Source organism: Stenotrophomonas sp. DR822 (genome assembly GCF_019793815.1).
Lineage (GTDB): Bacteria > Pseudomonadota > Gammaproteobacteria > Xanthomonadales > Xanthomonadaceae > Stenotrophomonas > Stenotrophomonas indicatrix.
This window is the reverse complement of record NZ_CP081826.1, coordinates 1,555,789-1,570,716: the sequence shown is the minus strand read 5'-3', so window position 1 is coordinate 1,570,716 and position 14,928 is coordinate 1,555,789. Positions and strand designations below refer to the sequence as shown.

At 68.0% G+C, this 14,928-nt stretch carries 17 protein-coding genes; 8 read left to right on the top strand and 9 right to left on the bottom strand.

Annotation, left to right across the window (positions count from 1 at the left end; translation table 11 throughout):
* Window positions 1–13 precede the first annotated feature (13 nt).
* The 3 genes from K5K93_RS07255 to K5K93_RS07245 are packed head-to-tail and all read right to left on the bottom strand — an operon-like array spanning window position 14 to window position 3,447.
* Window positions 14–1,138 carry a Gfo/Idh/MocA family oxidoreductase gene (locus K5K93_RS07255; protein ID WP_222390384.1) on the bottom strand — a complete coding sequence of 375 codons (1,125 nt, stop codon included), beginning with the start codon at window positions 1,136–1,138 and terminating at the stop codon, window positions 14–16.
* Window positions 1,139–1,150: 12 nt separating this feature from the next.
* Window positions 1,151–2,368 carry a nucleoside permease gene (locus tag K5K93_RS07250; RefSeq protein WP_093817598.1) on the bottom strand — a complete coding sequence of 406 codons (1,218 nt, stop codon included), beginning with the start codon at window positions 2,366–2,368 and terminating at the stop codon, window positions 1,151–1,153.
* A gap of 26 nt (window positions 2,369–2,394) precedes the next feature.
* Window positions 2,395–3,447, bottom strand: a complete 1,053-nt coding sequence (locus K5K93_RS07245) for a sugar phosphate isomerase/epimerase family protein (protein ID WP_222390381.1) — start codon at window positions 3,445–3,447, stop codon at window positions 2,395–2,397.
* A 95-nt stretch (window positions 3,448–3,542) separates the two neighbouring features.
* Between K5K93_RS07245 and K5K93_RS07240 the strand changes: the two genes are divergently transcribed.
* On the top strand, window positions 3,543–4,550 hold the full coding sequence (locus tag K5K93_RS07240) for a LacI family DNA-binding transcriptional regulator (RefSeq protein WP_025873934.1): 1,008 nt from the start codon (window positions 3,543–3,545) through the stop codon (window positions 4,548–4,550).
* A gap of 39 nt (window positions 4,551–4,589) precedes the next feature.
* Here the strand turns inward: K5K93_RS07240 and K5K93_RS07235 are convergent, their stop codons facing one another.
* From K5K93_RS07235 to K5K93_RS07220, 4 genes are all read right to left on the bottom strand, one after another.
* Window positions 4,590–4,982 carry a DoxX family protein gene (locus K5K93_RS07235; protein WP_314819809.1) on the bottom strand — a complete coding sequence of 131 codons (393 nt, stop codon included), beginning with the start codon at window positions 4,980–4,982 and terminating at the stop codon, window positions 4,590–4,592.
* Window positions 4,983–5,168: 186 nt separating this feature from the next.
* Window positions 5,169–6,191, bottom strand: coding sequence for an ACR3 family arsenite efflux transporter (gene arsB / locus K5K93_RS07230; RefSeq protein WP_222391010.1), 1,023 nt, complete (start codon window positions 6,189–6,191; stop codon window positions 5,169–5,171).
* Window positions 6,192–6,205: 14 nt separating this feature from the next.
* On the bottom strand, window positions 6,206–6,712 hold the full coding sequence (locus K5K93_RS07225; RefSeq protein ID WP_222390375.1) for an arsenate reductase ArsC: 507 nt from the start codon (window positions 6,710–6,712) through the stop codon (window positions 6,206–6,208).
* On the bottom strand, window positions 6,709–7,056 hold the full coding sequence (locus K5K93_RS07220) for a metalloregulator ArsR/SmtB family transcription factor (RefSeq protein WP_222390373.1): 348 nt from the start codon (window positions 7,054–7,056) through the stop codon (window positions 6,709–6,711). The genes K5K93_RS07225 and K5K93_RS07220 overlap by 4 nt, the downstream gene beginning before the upstream one ends.
* Window positions 7,057–7,073: 17 nt before the next feature.
* Between K5K93_RS07220 and arsH the strand changes: the two genes are divergently transcribed.
* The 6 genes from arsH (at window position 7,074) to K5K93_RS07190 (ending at window position 12,320) form a co-directional block, all read left to right on the top strand.
* Window positions 7,074–7,805 (top strand): arsenical resistance protein ArsH, encoded by a 732-nt coding sequence (gene arsH / locus K5K93_RS07215; RefSeq protein WP_222390371.1) that lies wholly within the window; start codon window positions 7,074–7,076, stop codon window positions 7,803–7,805.
* A gap of 146 nt (window positions 7,806–7,951) precedes the next feature.
* Window positions 7,952–8,917, top strand: coding sequence for an AI-2E family transporter (locus K5K93_RS07210; RefSeq protein WP_229655702.1), 966 nt, complete (start codon window positions 7,952–7,954; stop codon window positions 8,915–8,917).
* Between the two features lie 56 nt (window positions 8,918–8,973).
* Window positions 8,974–10,716, top strand: a complete 1,743-nt coding sequence (locus K5K93_RS07205; protein ID WP_222390369.1) for a GGDEF domain-containing protein — start codon at window positions 8,974–8,976, stop codon at window positions 10,714–10,716.
* Between the two features lie 72 nt (window positions 10,717–10,788).
* Window positions 10,789–11,232, top strand: coding sequence for a hypothetical protein (locus K5K93_RS07200; RefSeq protein ID WP_222390367.1), 444 nt, complete (start codon window positions 10,789–10,791; stop codon window positions 11,230–11,232).
* An 11-nt stretch (window positions 11,233–11,243) separates the two neighbouring features.
* Window positions 11,244–11,744 carry a GNAT family N-acetyltransferase gene (locus K5K93_RS07195; protein ID WP_093817605.1) on the top strand — a complete coding sequence of 167 codons (501 nt, stop codon included), beginning with the start codon at window positions 11,244–11,246 and terminating at the stop codon, window positions 11,742–11,744.
* Window positions 11,745–11,888: 144 nt separating this feature from the next.
* Window positions 11,889–12,320 (top strand): pyridoxamine 5'-phosphate oxidase family protein, encoded by a 432-nt coding sequence (locus K5K93_RS07190; RefSeq protein WP_025873924.1) that lies wholly within the window; start codon window positions 11,889–11,891, stop codon window positions 12,318–12,320.
* A gap of 42 nt (window positions 12,321–12,362) precedes the next feature.
* Here K5K93_RS07190 and K5K93_RS07185 read toward each other — a convergent pair whose 3' ends face one another.
* Both K5K93_RS07185 and K5K93_RS07180 read right to left on the bottom strand, forming a co-directional pair.
* Window positions 12,363–13,751, bottom strand: coding sequence for a DUF2867 domain-containing protein (locus tag K5K93_RS07185; RefSeq protein ID WP_222390365.1), 1,389 nt, complete (start codon window positions 13,749–13,751; stop codon window positions 12,363–12,365).
* A gap of 11 nt (window positions 13,752–13,762) precedes the next feature.
* Window positions 13,763–14,074, bottom strand: coding sequence for a metalloregulator ArsR/SmtB family transcription factor (locus K5K93_RS07180; protein WP_025873922.1), 312 nt, complete (start codon window positions 14,072–14,074; stop codon window positions 13,763–13,765).
* Between the two features lie 131 nt (window positions 14,075–14,205).
* Here K5K93_RS07180 and K5K93_RS07175 point away from each other — a divergent pair, with 131 nt between their 5' ends.
* Window positions 14,206–14,799, top strand: a complete 594-nt coding sequence (locus K5K93_RS07175) for a hypothetical protein (RefSeq protein ID WP_032975907.1) — start codon at window positions 14,206–14,208, stop codon at window positions 14,797–14,799.
* Window positions 14,800–14,928 lie beyond the last annotated feature (129 nt).

The window sequence follows — 14,928 nt, the reverse complement described above, 5'->3', positions numbered from 1 at the left end:
AGGCTCCCGGGGTTCAACCGATGGCGGTCCAGGCACGGGTCCTGGCCGAGGTGATGACGCGGTCGACGATCAGCGCCGAGCGCACGCCGTCTTCGAAGGTGGGCAGGCCATCCGGTCGCTCGCCTTCGATGGCGCGGTAGGTGTCGGCGACGAATGCCTCGAAGCAGTGGCCGTAGCCCTGCGCGTGCCCGGCCGGCAACAGCGACAGCCGGCGCTGTTCGGCACTGCCGGCGCCCGGCCCGCGCACGAAGACTTCCTCGCGCTGGTCGGGCAGGCCGATCCACAGCCGCTCGGCATCTTCCTGGTTGAACGCCACACTGGCCCTGGCACCATCAATCTCGAACCAGAGACGGTTGTGGCGTCCGGCCGATACCTGGCTGACCGTCAACGATGCCAGCGTCCCGGCGCCGGTGCGGAACATCGCCGCGGCCACGTCCTCGCTGGTGACCGCCTGCATCGCGCCACCGGCCGCTGCTGTGCTGAAGCTCTGCCCGGTGTCGGTGCTGCGTTCGGCGATCACCGTGTCGAATGCCGCGCTGACCTCGGCGAAGCGCTCGCCGCTGACCCATTCCACCAGGTCGCACCAGTGCGAGCCGATGTCGGCGAACACGCGCGAGGCGCCGCCCAGCGCCGGGTCCACGCGCCAGTTGTTGCTGGCCGGGTCCAGCAGCCAGTCCTGCAGGTAGCTGCCGTGGATGAGGTGCAGTGGCCCCAGTTCGCCGTGGGCGATGCGCGCGCGCGCCTCGCGGACCACCGGGTGGTAGCGGTAGACGAAGGGCACCGTGGCGACCAGCGCGTTGGCGGTAGCCAACGCCGCCAGCGCCCGGGCGTCCTCCAGCGTGGTGGCCAGCGGCTTCTCGCAGACCACGTGCTTGCCGGCTTCCAGTGCGGCCTGTGCCATGGGGCGGTGCAGGTGGTTGGGCGTGCATACGTGCACGACCTGCACCTGTGGATCGGCGACCACCTCCTCGATGTCCCGATAGGCACGCGGGACACCCCACGCCTGCGCCACGTCGCGTGCGCGCTGCGGAGAAGAGGCGGCCACGCCACGGATGTCGGCGCCCGCCAGCAGCGCCGCGCGACGGTGCACGGCACCGATCATTCCCGTGCCGACGATGGCGATTCCAGGCTTTGGCATCAGGTAGGGTCCTCAGGGCGTGGAAGCTGCGGCCGCAACCACTGGCCGGTCGCGGAACAGCAGCAGGAAGGCGATCAGCACGAGCAGCGCGACCCCTGCCGGGAACAGCCAGATCTGCTGCCAGTCCGGACCGGCTGCCGTGGTGAAGTGCTCCACCACCGCGCCGGACAGGAACGTGCCGATCAGCATGCCCACGCCATACGTGGCCAGGGTGATGAATCCCTGCGCGCTGCTGCGCGCGGCCGGGCCGGCATGCGCATCGGTGTAGATCTGGCCGGTGACGAAGAAGAAGTCGTAGCAGATGCCGTGCAGCACGATGCCGATCACCAGCAGCGAGAAGCCGCCGCCCGCATCGCCAAAGGCGAACATGACGTAACGCACGACCCATGCGGCCATGCCCACCGCCAGCATCGTCTTCACCCCCAGGCGCACGAACAGGAACGGCATGGCCAGCATCAGCAGGACTTCGGAGACCTGTCCCAGCGACTGCAGGCCCGCCGCGCCGCGCACGCCCAGGTCGTTGAGATACGGGTTGGTGAAGTTGTAGTAGAACGCCAGCGGGATGCAGATCGCGATGGACGCCAGGAAGAACACCAGGTACGAGCGTGACTTCAGCAGGCGCAGCGAATCCAGCCCCAGGATCTGCCCCAGCCCGGCGTCGCGCTGCTGTGCCAGCGGCGGGGTGTGCGGCAGGGTGAACGCATACAGGCCCAGCGCCAGCGACGCCATCGCCGCCATCCGGAAGGTCAGCTCGAGCCGGTGCGCCTGTTCCCAGCCCAGCCAGCCGATCAGCACGCCTGCCACGATCCAGCCGACGCTGCCGGCCACCCGCACCAGCGGGAACTGTTTCTCGGGCGACTGCATGTGCCGCATCGCCACGCTGTTGGCCAGTGCCAGCGTCGGCATGAACAGCAGCATGTAGCCCATGACGCAGGCGGAGAACATGCTGAAGCTGGTTGCGGTGGACGCCAGCCACATCAGCACTGCGCCAGCCAGGTGCAGGACCGCAAGGATGCGCTGCGCCGCGAAGTAGCGGTCAGCGATCAAACCGACCAGGAAAGGCGCGACGATGGCACCGATGGACTGGCTGAGGAAGGCCGTCGCCACCTGGCTTGCGCTGGCCTGCAGCGGGCCCTGCACCAGATAGGTTCCCAGGGTGACGAACCATGCCCCCCAGATGAAGAACTGCAGAAACATCATCGCGCCCAAGCGCGACATGGTGTGCGTCATGGCTTGCCCTCCCAGGCAGTGATGTCTCAGATCCCGAGCATGCGGCGCAGTGATCCTGGATCGGTGCCGCTGTCGGCAAAGTCGTCGAAGGCGCGTTCGGTCACGCGGATGATGTGGTCGCGGATGAAGGCGGCTCCTTCCCGTGCGCCGTCTTCCGGGTGCTTCAGGCAGCACTCCCATTCCAGCACTGCCCAGCCGGGAAAGTCGTACTGGGCGAACTTCGAGAAGATCGCCTTGAAGTCGATCTGCCCATCGCCGAGTGAACGGAACCGCCCCGGACGATCGATCCAGTCCTGGTAGCCGCCATACACGCCACTGCTGGCACTGGAGTGATATTCCGCGTCCTTGACGTGGAAGATGCCGATGCGATCGTGGTAACGGTCGATGAAGCCGAGGTAGTCCATCTGCTGCAGCAGCAGGTGGCTGGGGTCGTACAGGATTTTCGCGCGGGGATGGTGGTCCACCACGTCGAGGAAGCGCTCGAAGGTCGCGCCGTCATGCAGGTCCTCGCCGGGATGGATCTCGAAGCACAGGTCCACGCCGCAGGCGTCAAAGGCATCCAGGATCGGGCGCCAGCGTCGGCCGAGTTCGGCGAAGGCTTCGTCCACCAGCCCGGGTGGCCGCTGCGGCCAGGGATAGAAGTAAGGCCAGGCCAGTGCGCCGGAGAACGTGGCATGCGCGGTCAGCCCCAGGCGCTGGCTGGCCTTGGCGGCCAGCAGCAGCTGCTGCACCGCCCAGGCCTGGCGGGCGGCCGGATCGCCACGCTTTTCCGGCGGCGCGAATCCGTCGAACAGGCTGTCATAGGCCGGATGGACGGCAACCAGCTGCCCCTGCAGGTGGGTGGACAGCTCGGTGATCTGCAGGCCATGTCCGCCCAGCATGCCGCTGACATCGTCGCAGTACGCCTGGCTGCGCGCCGCCTCGGCCAGATCGAACAGGTGGGGCGCGCTGGTCGGCACTTGTACGCCAGAATAGCCCAGCCCCGCGGCCCATCCGGCCAGCGTGTCCAGCCGATCAAAGGGAGGTGTGTCGCCGATGAACTGCGCCAGGAACAGCGCTGGACCCTTGAGCGTCTTCACGTTGATTCGCCCTAGATGCAATCGATTGCATTATCCTAGCAGGGGCATTCGAAAGACCCGTTGTGCACTGCACAGCGGAAGGAAGAGGTAACGCCATGGCCACCATCTACGACATCGCAAGGCACGTCGGCGTCTCCGCAGGCACGGTGTCGCGAGCGCTTTCCCGGCCGGACAAAGTGCTGCCGGCTACACGCGCGCGCATTGAGCAGGCCGCTGCTGCGCTGGGCTACGTGCCCAACACGGTGGCCAGGACCCTCAAGACCCAGCGCAGCGGCAAGATCCTGGTCACCGTGCCGGACATCGCCAACCCGTTCTTCGCGCAGATCCTGCAGGGCGCGGAGGATGCGGCGCAGGCCGTGGGCTACGCCGTCCTGCTGGGCGACACCCAGAACCTGCCCGAGCGCGAGGAGCGCTACGCGCAGATGCTCCGACGCAACGAGGCCGATGGTCTGATCGTGCTGGGGCATCGCCTGCCGCCGACGGCGCGCGAGATTGTCCAGCAACGAGGTACCGCTGCACCGGTGGTCAATGGCTGCGAATTCGATCCCGCGCTGGGCATCCCCAGCGTCCACATCGACAACGCGGCCGCCGCGCGCGCTGTGATGGAGCATCTGTACGGACTGGGGCACGAGCGGATCGCTGTGGTGGGCGGACCGCCCGACAATCCCCTGCACACGCAACGGCTGGAAGGCGTGCGCGCCGCCGGCAGGGCGCGTGGCCGCCTGCGCCACCTCAGCGTCGTGCCGGGTGACTTTTCCGTGGAGTCCGGCCATGCGGCCGCGATGGCGCTGCTGCCGCCCGCAACCGCACCCACCGCGATCTTCTGCTTCAGTGACCAGATGGCGCTGGGTGCGTTGGCAGCCTGCCGGGATCTGGGCATCCGCGTGCCGGATGACGTCTCCATCGTCGGCTTCGACGACCTGGCGTCATCGCGTTACCTCACGCCTCCGTTGACGACCATCAGGCAACCGATGCGCGAGATCGGTGAGCGCGCGGTCAACCTGCTGCTCGCCATCATCGAACAGGTCGATGTACCGCTTCAGCAGACGCTGGATTTCAGCGTGATGCTGCGGGGTTCGACGGCCCCGCCCAAGGGACGCTGAGGCAAGGGCAGGGCGGCGGGACGCCGCGCTTTGCCCGCATCAGGGCTTGCCGCGCCTGGCGTCCACGCTGAAGCGGCCAGGCCCGCTGCAGGCCAACAGCAGGAAGCCGCCGGCGATGGCCAGGTTCTTCAGGAGCATGATCTGCTGCACCGGGTCGGCGAGCTGGTGGTGGAAGATGAAGGCCGTGACCAGGCTGAAGGCGGCCAGCAGCGCGGCCACTGCCCGGGTCTGGAAACCGAGCAGGATGCACAGGGCCGTGCCGATCTCGAACAGGATGGTGGGCCACAACAGGATGCCGGGAAGACCCATCGCCGCCATGTAGCCCTGTGTTGCCGCCGGGTCGGACAGCTTGCCCAGGCCCGATACCAGGAACAGCAACATCAGCAACACGCGGGCGGCCAGCTTCGCAAGGGAGTGAAGCGATGTGTCCACGGCAACGTCCTCAGGGTGGGCAGGGCGGGGGATGATCAACAACGATGCTGGGCGGTATGCCCTTGCCCAACCGACCGGGCGCTGCAGCAGGAGCTCCTGTCCGGCCATCGAATCCCATCACGGGTGAAGTGGATGTTGAGAGCGATGGCGCCGGCAGCCTGCCGACCTGCGCGGTGCGTGCCTGCCTCAGCGCCGCTCGTACCAGCCGCGCGATGCATTGACCACGCGCACCACAGACAGCATCACCGGCACTTCGATCAGCACGCCGACCACGGTCGCCAGCGCCGCGCCGGAATGCACGCCGAACAGGCCCACGGCGGTGGCCACGGCCAGTTCGAAGAAGTTGCTGGCGCCGATCAGCGCCGAGGGACCGGCCACGCAGTGGGCAACACCCAGGCGCCGGTTGAGCAGGTAGGCCAGCCCGGAGTTGAAGTAGACCTGGATCAGGATCGGCACCGCCAGGATGGCGATGACCAGCGGCTGCTGCACGATCTGCTCGCCCTGGAAACCGAACAGCAGCACCAGCGTCAGCAGCAGGGCCAGCAGCGAGACCGGGCCCAGCGTGCGCAGCGCGGACTGCAGGCCAGCCTGGCCGCGACGGGCCAGCATCCAGCGCCGCAGCAGTGCCGCCACCAGCACCGGCGCGATGATGTACAGCGACACCGACAGCAGCAGCGTGTCCCACGGCACGCTGATCGCCGACAGGCCCAGCAGCAGCGCCACCACCGGTGCATAGGCCACCACCATGATCGCGTCGTTCAACGCCACTTGGCTGAGGGTGAAATTGGCATCGCCGCGGCAGAGGTTGCTCCACACGAAGACCATCGCGGTGCAGGGCGCTGCTGCCAGCAGGATCAGCCCGGCGATGTAGCTGTCGATCTGCGCGTCGGGCAGCGCGTCGGCGAACACGTGGCGCAGGAAGAACCAACCCAGCAACGCCATCGAGAAAGGCTTGACTGCCCAGTTGATGAACAGCGTTACGCCGATGCCTTTCCAGTGCTGGCCGAGCTGGCGCATCGCACTGAAATCGACCCGCAGCAGCATCGGGATGATCATCAGCCAGATCAGCACCGCGATGGGCAGGTTGACCTTGGCCACCTCCGCCGACGCCAGCGCAGCGAAAGGCTGCGGCAGCGCGTGGCCAAGCAGGGTGCCGGCCACGATGCACAGCGCCACCCACAGGGTCAGGTAGCGCTCGAACAATCCCATCGGTGCTGGTGCGCTCACGCCTGGCCGTCCCCGGGCTGCACGAAACCAATGCGATCCAGTGCATCCTTCAACCGCACACGATCGGACCATGTGTCTGCGGGCAATGCCAGCAGGGCCAGCAACCGTGCCTTGATGATGGCGTGGGCCTGCGCGAACGCAGCCGCCTTGTCCTCCGCGCTGCCATCGACGGCAGCCGGATCAGGCAGGCCCCAGTGCGCGCGCACGAAATCGCCGAACACCACCGGGCATGCCTCGGCGGCCGCGGCATCACAGACCGTGATCACCAGGTCCATCGGCGCGCCGTCGGCGAACTCGTCCCACGATTTGCTGCGCAGGCCTGCCGTTGCAATGCCCTCGGCCTGCAACTGCGCAAGTGCGAACGGATTGACTTCGCCGGTGGGCTGGCTGCCGGCGCTGAAGACCTCGAAGCGATGACCGGCCCACGCCCGCAGCGTGGCTTCGGCGAGGACGCTGCGGGCCGAATTGCCCGTGCACAGGAACAGGACGCGTTGGGTGGTCACGAAGCAGATCTCCGGTCAGCAGGCGCAATCAGGGGGGGGGGGCTGCAGGCTGGATCGGGCGAGCCCGCGCAGCAGTTGTGGGTGAGGTAGTCGATCAGGCCGGTCATCGCGCTGAAGTTGGCGCGGTAGCAGACATTGCGGCCCTGGCTCTCGCTCTCGACCAGCCCGGCCTGCAGCAGCTCCTTCAGGTGGAAGCTGAGCGTGGCCGGCGGCACCTGCAGGGCGGCGGCGATGTCACCGGCCATGCGTCCGGCCGGGCCGGCTTCGACCAGCAGCCGGAACGCGGCCAGCCGGGTGGCATGGCCGAGGGCGGTAAGGGCGGCGATTGCATTCTTTGTTTCCATATTTCTAGAATAGTCGAATGAATGAATCCATCGCAAGTGCCACCCTTCCGAATCTGGCCGAAGCCTCGCTTCCCCAGCCCGACCCGACCCTGCTGGGCGCCGGCCGCGCACACCCGCCGCGGATCCTGCTGCTGTATGGCTCGCTGCGCCCGCAGTCGTTCAGCCGCAAGCTGGCGCTGGAGGCCGAGCGCCTGCTGCGCCACCTCGGCTGCGAGACCCGGGTGTTCGATCCGCATGGGTTGCCCATGCTCGACAGCGTCGACGCCGATCACCCTGAAGTGCAGCGCCTGCGCGCGTGGTCGCACTGGTCCGAAGGCCAGGTCTGGATCAGCCCGGAGCGCCATGGCACGGTCACCGGCGTGTTCAAGAACCAGATCGACTGGCTGCCGCTGGAAGACGGCAGCGTGCGCCCGACGCAGGGCAGGGCGCTGGCGGTGATGCAGGTCAGTGGCGGTTCGCAGTCGTTCAACACGGTCAACACGCTGCGCGTGCTGGGGCGGTGGATGCGCATGCTGACCATCCCCAACCAGTCTTCGGTGGCCAAGGCATGGCAGGAGTTCGACGAGAACGGGCGGATGAAACCCTCCGCGTACTACGACCGGGTGGTGGATGTGATGGAGGAACTGGTCAAGTTCACCCTGCTCACGCGGGATCGCGCGGACTACCTGGTGGATCGCTACAGCGAGCGCAAGGGTGATCAGGAGGCGGCCGCATTGGCGCGTGCGGCAGGGGCGGTGGCCGCACGCTGACGGCACGCGACCGCCACAGGGACGCGCATGCGCGGGCGCATCACCTCAATCCACTACCATGGGCCACCCCACCAGGATGTGCCCCGATGTCCCTCGTCATCCCGACCCTGCCCAGGCCTCCCGCCGCACGCATCGCCGCCTGGCTGATGATGCTGCTGGGCATGTGGCTGGCACTGAAGCTTGGCCTGGTGGTGACCCTGCTGTCGGGCCTGCTGGTGTTCCAGCTGACCCATGTGCTGGCCTCCACCGTGGAAGGCAAGCTGCGTCCCGGCCGGGCGCGGGCGATCGCGGTGATCGTGCTGTCGGCGGTGATCATCAGCGTGCTGGTGCTGGCCGGTATCGGCGTGGCCTCGTTCTTCCGCAACGAGACCGGTGGCCCGGACGTGCTGCTGGCGCGGTTGATGGACATCCTCAACACCTCGCGCCACCAGGTGCCGGCCCTGCTGCAGCCCTACATTCCCGAGGATCTGACGGCGCTGCGCGCCGCCGTGAACGAATGGGCCGCCGAGCACCAGCGCCAGCTGGGCGTGGCCGGCACATCGGTGGTGCAGGTGGGCGTGCGGGTGCTGATCGGCATGGTGCTGGGCGCGATGATCGCGCTGTACGACGAACTGCCGCTGCCGAAGATGGGCCCGCTGGCGCAGGAACTGATCGGCCGCACCAGCCGCCTGGCCACCGCGTTCCGCCAGGTGGTGTTCGCGCAGGTGAAGATATCGCTGCTCAACACCGTGTTCACCGCCATCTTCCTGCTGGGCGTGCTGCCGCTGTTCGGCGTGCACCTGCCGTTGTCGAAGACGCTGGTGCTGATCACCTTCCTGGCGGGCCTGCTGCCGGTGGTGGGCAACATCATCTCCAACACCATCATCGCCATCGTCGCGCTGTCGGTGTCGTTCTACGTGGCCGTGGCTGCGCTGCTGTACCTGGTGGTGATCCACAAGCTGGAGTACTTCCTCAACGCGCGCATCGTCGGCGGCGAGATCCAGGCGCGCGCCTGGGAGCTGCTGCTGGCCATGCTGGTGATGGAGGCGGCCTTCGGCCTGCCCGGACTGGTAGCCGCGCCGGTGTTCTACGCCTACGTGAAGCGCGAACTGGTGGACCAGCGCTGGATCTGACCCGCCTTTACCCGGGGCAGAGCGCTACACTGATCCGCACCCCAGGGGACACATCGATGGGCCGCAGGGCATCGCCAAACGGACTGCAGACCTGGCTCTGGATCCTCGGTGGCCTGTTCGTGCTGTGCACGCTGCCGCTGATGGCCATCGCGCTGGTGCAGGGCACGCAGCGCTACACCGAAGCCGAGGCCAACCTGGTCAGCCTGCAGCAGCTGCGGCAGACCTTCGAACTGGCCAATCTGGTGTCGGCCGAGCGTGGACCGGCCAACAGCCTGCTCGGCGCCGACAGCACCGATGTGCAGGAGCAGCGCCGACTGGCCGCGCAGCTGGCGGTCGCACGGCAGCGGGTGGACGCAGCGACGCAGCACCTGCAGAGCGTGTTCCAGAACGACCCGCGGGTGGTGGACGAAACACCGCGCCTGCACGAAGCGCGGCGCCGGTTGCAGACTGCGCGCGCCGCGGTCGACCGGGTGGCCGCGCTGCCAAGAGGCGAGCGCTCGGCAGAGGAGGTGGAGCACGCGATCAACAACATGTTCGCGGTGTACGACCGGCTGCAGGCGCTGACCTCGGTGCAGATCAGCGATCTGGTCGCGGCTGATCGCGAAGCCGCGATTCCTGCCATGCAGGGGCAGATCCTGATCGACCTGCGCGAGCACGGTGGCCGCTTGGCATCCAACGTGATGGCGCCGCTGGCCGTGCCCGGCGCGTGGCGGGAGTCGCAGGTGCGCGCTGCGCAGCAGACCGAGGGCCGCCTGCTGGAGCTGTGGCGGTTGGCCGCCAGCCACGAATCGGTGTTCCGCAGCGAGCCGGCGCTGTCCCTGCACTGGGACATGGCGCGCCGGCAGTTCTTCGGCCAGTCGCTGCCGATGGTGGAAAAGCTGATCGACGATGGCCGGCGCGGCGCGCCTGCACCGTGGACGGCGGCCGAGTTCACCGCGCGCTATGTGCCCACCCTGCAATCGCTGGAAGCGCTGCGTGATGGCTACCTCGGCGTTTCGATCGCGCGCTTCCAGCACACCCGCAACAAGGAAGCGGTACGCCTGGCCGTGCTGGGTGCCACTGTGCTGGGTACGCTGCTGCTGCTTGCGCTGGCACTGCGCATCGCCCACGTGCAGATCCTGCGGCCGTTGCTGCAGGCGCAGGCGCAGGTGATCCAGATCGCCTCGGACACGCCGGGTGCAGAGCAGCATGCCACCCACCCGATGGCGGAAATGCAGCGCCTGTTCGATGCCATCGAGGTACTGCGGGCGAAGTCGCACCAGCGCTCGGCATTGACCCGTGAACTGCGTGAGCTGGCCGATACCGATCAACTGACCGGCCTGTTGAACCGGCGCTCGCTGGAGGAACGGGTACGACAGCGGCGTGCCGAGGGAAGCACGCAGGCGGTGGTGATTCTGCTGGACGTGGACCATTTCAAGGCGATCAACGATGGCCAGGGGCACGCGGCCGGTGATGACGTGCTGGTGCAGGTGGCGCAGTTGCTGCGCAGCCACCTGCGCCGCAACGACAGCATCGCCCGTTACGGTGGCGAGGAATTCCTGGTGCTGCTGGCCGATGGTGATCTGGCCAGTGGCCGGCGGTTGGCCGAGTCGCTGCGGGTGGCATTGCGTGCGCACGACATCGTGCTGGGCAGCCGTGACATCCTGCGGGTCACGGCCAGCTTCGGTGTTGCCCAGGGCGCGCTTGACCCGATCGGCTGGCACGCGCTGGTGCGTGCCGCCGACGCCGCCATGTACCAGGCCAAGGCGCTGGGCCGCGACCGGGTGCAGGTGTCCCCTGCTGGACGTGCGGCACGCTGAGGGCAGCCTCGTTCATCGCCAGCGCACGCGCTGCTGCCTAGACTGGCCACTCGCCCGTCCCAGGAGTACGCCATGACCCTGCGTTCCGTTGTGACTGCCACGCTGCTGGCGGGCCTGTTCGCTGGCTGCGCCAGCAGCACACCGCGGCCCGATCCGGGCGCCGATGCGCCGCGTCATCCGTCGATCGCCGCTGATGCCAGCCCGGTGCCTGCCTTCACCGGCGGGGGCGCCGGCTGGTCCATCGAGATCGCCTCCACCGGTAACGGCAACCACGATGCCACGCTCACCGTTGCTGGCCGCAGCAGCGCTGGAACGCTGCGCTACCTCGGCCAGCCGGCCGGTGCGCCCAGTTCGTTGACGGTGCTCAACGGTACGCTGGGCAAGCAGCCCACCATCGTCGAGATCAAGCGCGAGCCCTGCCGCAACGCCGAAGGCGTGGATACGTCGGCCAGCGTGCAGGTGACTGTCGAGGGCCAACCACAACGCCGCGGCTGCGGCTTCCTGGCCGTGTACTGACTGGCACACGCATGATCCACATCCCTGTGCTGGAGACACCGCGCCTGCGCCTGCGCGCGCAATGCCTGGATGACTTCCCGGTGTATGCCGCGTTCCTGGCCTCGCCCCGTGCACGCGGCATGGGCGGGCCGTTCGCTGAGGTCGCCGCGTGGGGGCAGTTCTGCCACGACCTGGCCAGCTGGCATCTGTTCGGCCACGGCGCGTTGATGATCGAGCGCCGCGACACGGGCGAGTGCATCGGCCAGGTCGGCATCAACCATGGCCCGCTGTTTCCGGAACAGGAACTGGGCTGGTTGCTGTATGCCGGGCAGGAAGGGCAGGGTTTCGCCAGCGAAGCGGCGGCGGCGCTGCGTGATTGGGCGTTCGTCGTGCGCGGATTGCCGACGCTGGTGAGCTACATGGCAGCGGACAACCACGCCTCGCAGGCAGTGGCGGTCCGCCTCGGCGGCGTGTTGGACGCGCAGGCGGCGCGCAGCGATCCGGATGACCTGGTGTTCCGCTATCTACGCTGATGAGTGACGGTCACCGCGGCGCGGGGGCGCTGCACGCGGGAAGGCCAACTGCAGCCACTGCGTGAAGAAGGCGCCAGCAGCCATCCACGCATCGGTCACCGCGTCGGGCAGACGCTGGACACCCATCTGTTGAAGGAACTGCCCATGACCACGCTCACCCTTCCCGAACTGGCCAAGAAAATGGCCGGCATCGATTTCACCATGCTGCAGACCCATGCCGGCGGCCAGATCGCTGGCCGCCCGATGAGCAACAACGGCGATGTGGACTACGACGGCGACAGCTGGTTCTTCACCATGGAAAACACCGACATGGTGCGCGAGATCAGCGCCGACCCGAACGTGGCGCTGGGCCTGACCGGCAGCAAGTCGCTGCTGGGCAAGCCACCGCTGTTCGTGCACGTGCAGGGCAGGGCGGCGCTGATCCGCGATCGCGCCACGATGGCCCAGCATTGGGTGAAGGACCTGGAGCGGTGGTTCGAGCAGGGCGTGGATACGCCGGGTCTGGTGCTGATCCACGTACACGCCAGCCGCATCCATTATTGGGATGGCGAGGACGAAGGCGAGATCGTGGTCTGATCGCGGGGGCCGCACAGGGCCCCTGCACATTGCTGCCGCAGCTCAGGAGTGTGCAGGCGTGCCGGACCACGCGGCCAGTTCCGGTGCCAGCGCATGTTCAACGGCGCGGCGCAGCAGTGCCGGGGCCACGTAATGACGATGGGCGCTGTCGATCATGGCCATGTAGAAGCGGCCAAACGCATTGAGCGTCTGCACGCGCGAGCCCAGGCTGATGTGGACCTGGCCGTCCTCGCAGAACTGCACATGCACGCTGCTGCGGAAGCGGAGATGGCGGTCGTCTGCGCCGAGCAGCACTTCGGCACACCGGTCTTCCGCATCCACCCGCGCATCCAGCACCGGGAAACGGCCGCCGAACACGCGGCTGCGATCGGTGGACAGCAGCGACGACACCGGGCAGCCCAGCGGCGAGGTGCGCAGACGCAGTGGTGCAACCAGACGATTGCGCAGGGCCATCAAGCGGCCGACGCCCGCCGGCGGGTTGCGCAGGAACCCGTCCAGTATGTCGGCCAGCAGGGCGGAGGCCGAGCGATGGCGGGTCTGCCCGCCGTGCAGGGTCAGCGTGGTCGTGTCGTTGTAGTGACTGTGCGGCAGGGCGCTGGCGAGCATTCCCGCTGGAGGCGACGACGCGCTGCTGCAGACCGGGTACGCCGGTGTCGCCCGCTCCACGAATCCGCGCAGTGGCTCCAGGCTGAAGCGACGCAGCGGCCCCAGCAACGTGCGCGTCTGCACGCACAGGCGCGCGCGCAGGCTGGGCGCTGCCGCCTGCAGTGACAGTTGCAGCAACGGCGTGGCGGCGAGTGTGGTTGCGCCGGGCCAGTGCGCTGCTGGCAGCACGTCGGTCAGGCTGGGAATATCCGCGGCGTTTGCCTGTGCCTGGGCGCGTGCCTGCGCGCTCATTGCCCCGGCCAGTTCATTGCTGTGGCACGAGAGCGCGAACAGGGCAGGGTGGGCCGGACTGTTCGAGGCGAACTGGTGCCAGGTGCCACCACCAAAGCGCACGGTGAACAGGCAATCGGGAGGGATGCGGACACGACGCAGCGACCGCAGGAAGTGCGACGGATCGTCCGCCAGCTGCTGATCGGATGCGCTGGCAAACCGCAGCTCGGCACCGGCACTGCCGGCGATGGCGGTGAACATGCGCGGCCCGGCATGGCGGTGGAAGGGATGGCCGCCGGCACCCACCACGAAGCTGTACAGCGATGACGGATCGCCGTGCTGCAGGTGCATGCCACCCAGCCGTGCCGAGGGCTCGTCCAGCGCATCGATGAAGGCCGGGTGGTGACGTTGGCGCTGGCTGGCATCGCTTACCAGCGCATCGCCGGCACCAATGCCGAGCTGCGCGATCAGGGTGACTTCCACCGGGCCACCGCCGTCGTGTGCCGGAAGCTGGATACTCGGGAACGAACGGCTGGTGCGGGTCGAACCGGGCATCGCAGTGCTCCTCAGCGGGCGGGTGTCTTGCGGCGTGCGCGCGCTTCGCGCTTCAGCGGGCCGCCGACCGGACAGACTTCGGCAGCCCAGGAAAACAGCGTGTTGGCCAGGCGGTCGGGCACCTGCCGGAAGTACACGAACTGGCCGCGCTTCTCGCGTTCGATCAGGCCGGCGTCTTCCAGGATGCGCAGGTGGCTGGAGAGTGCCGGCTTGCTGAAATCGAAGCGCTCGGCCAGCTCGCCCGCGCTGAGTTCGCCGGCGCTGAGGTAGGCCAGGATCTGCCGGCGTGCGGTGGAGGCCAGGGCTTCGAAGATGCGGTCCATGGTTGCAGTTAACTAATTCGTTAACTGATGTTCCCCCTGGTGGCAGGTGATGTCAAGCGCGGGCGTGCCCGTTGCGTACTGCCTCCCGGCTTTGTCATCCTCCCCGCTGTTTTCCGTTCCGTGGAGTTCCGATGCGCCCTGCGCCCTGGCTGATCGCTGGCCTGCTGCTGCCGATCGTGGTGATGGCCCAGCCTGCGCGTGCGCCGAAGGCACCGGCGCAGGATCCCTTCAGCGAACTGTTCGACACGGCCTGCATGCAGCACATCGGCGCGCCGGCGCGGCTGCAGTCGCTGATGGATGCCAATGGCCTGACGCCGCTGCAGCCGGCCGAGGCCGCTACGCTGCTGCAGGGCCAGCCGGGCATGGCATGGATGGTGCCGTTGGCCAGTGGCCGCTATGCGGTCAGCTGGGCCGACGATGGCACCTGCACCGTGTATGCCGAGAAGGCCGACCCGGCGGTGGTGCAGAAGGGCTTCGCGCGGCTGATGCAGGCCGCACCGAAGCCGCTGCAGATCCGCTCGCTGCCCTCGCGCGGTCCATTGTCCGGCGACCAGGTGGCGATCCAGTACGGTTGGGCAACGCCGGGCGAAAGCAAGCTGCGCGTGCGCTTCCGGCTGGTCACCCGGCAGGCCGCCGAGGCCGGGGTGCAGGCGATGGCCTCGGCCACGCCGGGCGAAGCGATGCGCGAACAGGCCGCGCCGCCTGCACCGGCACCCGCCCGGTAGCGCTGCAGGAGTACACGCGATTCAGCCAACAGCCCGGGGATGTGATATATCGTTTATCGATAAATCCACCCTGGGGCGGCAGGGCCGCTCCACATCGGAGGCTGCTTGACCGCTCGTCCCGCCCGCGTC

Excerpts from the sequence above, each read along its gene's own strand:
- K5K93_RS07255 (WP_222390384.1), bottom strand. The coding sequence starts at position 1,138 with ATGCCAAAGCCTGGAATCGCCATCGTCGGCACGGGAATGATCGGTGCC.
- K5K93_RS07250 (WP_093817598.1), bottom strand. The coding sequence starts at position 2,368 with ATGACGCACACCATGTCGCGCTTGGGCGCGATGATGTTTCTGCAGTTC.
- K5K93_RS07240 (WP_025873934.1), top strand. The coding sequence starts at position 3,543 with ATGGCCACCATCTACGACATCGCAAGGCACGTCGGCGTCTCCGCAGGC.
- arsB (WP_222391010.1), bottom strand. The coding sequence starts at position 6,191 with ATGGGATTGTTCGAGCGCTACCTGACCCTGTGGGTGGCGCTGTGCATC.
- K5K93_RS07220 (WP_222390373.1), bottom strand. The coding sequence starts at position 7,056 with ATGGAAACAAAGAATGCAATCGCCGCCCTTACCGCCCTCGGCCATGCC.
- arsH (WP_222390371.1), top strand. The coding sequence starts at position 7,074 with ATGAATGAATCCATCGCAAGTGCCACCCTTCCGAATCTGGCCGAAGCC.
- K5K93_RS07210 (WP_229655702.1), top strand. The coding sequence starts at position 7,952 with ATGATGCTGCTGGGCATGTGGCTGGCACTGAAGCTTGGCCTGGTGGTG.
- K5K93_RS07205 (WP_222390369.1), top strand. The coding sequence starts at position 8,974 with ATGGGCCGCAGGGCATCGCCAAACGGACTGCAGACCTGGCTCTGGATC.
- K5K93_RS07200 (WP_222390367.1), top strand. The coding sequence starts at position 10,789 with ATGACCCTGCGTTCCGTTGTGACTGCCACGCTGCTGGCGGGCCTGTTC.
- K5K93_RS07195 (WP_093817605.1), top strand. The coding sequence starts at position 11,244 with ATGATCCACATCCCTGTGCTGGAGACACCGCGCCTGCGCCTGCGCGCG.
- K5K93_RS07190 (WP_025873924.1), top strand. The coding sequence starts at position 11,889 with ATGACCACGCTCACCCTTCCCGAACTGGCCAAGAAAATGGCCGGCATC.
- K5K93_RS07185 (WP_222390365.1), bottom strand. The coding sequence starts at position 13,751 with ATGCCCGGTTCGACCCGCACCAGCCGTTCGTTCCCGAGTATCCAGCTT.
- K5K93_RS07180 (WP_025873922.1), bottom strand. The coding sequence starts at position 14,074 with ATGGACCGCATCTTCGAAGCCCTGGCCTCCACCGCACGCCGGCAGATC.
- K5K93_RS07175 (WP_032975907.1), top strand. The coding sequence starts at position 14,206 with ATGCGCCCTGCGCCCTGGCTGATCGCTGGCCTGCTGCTGCCGATCGTG.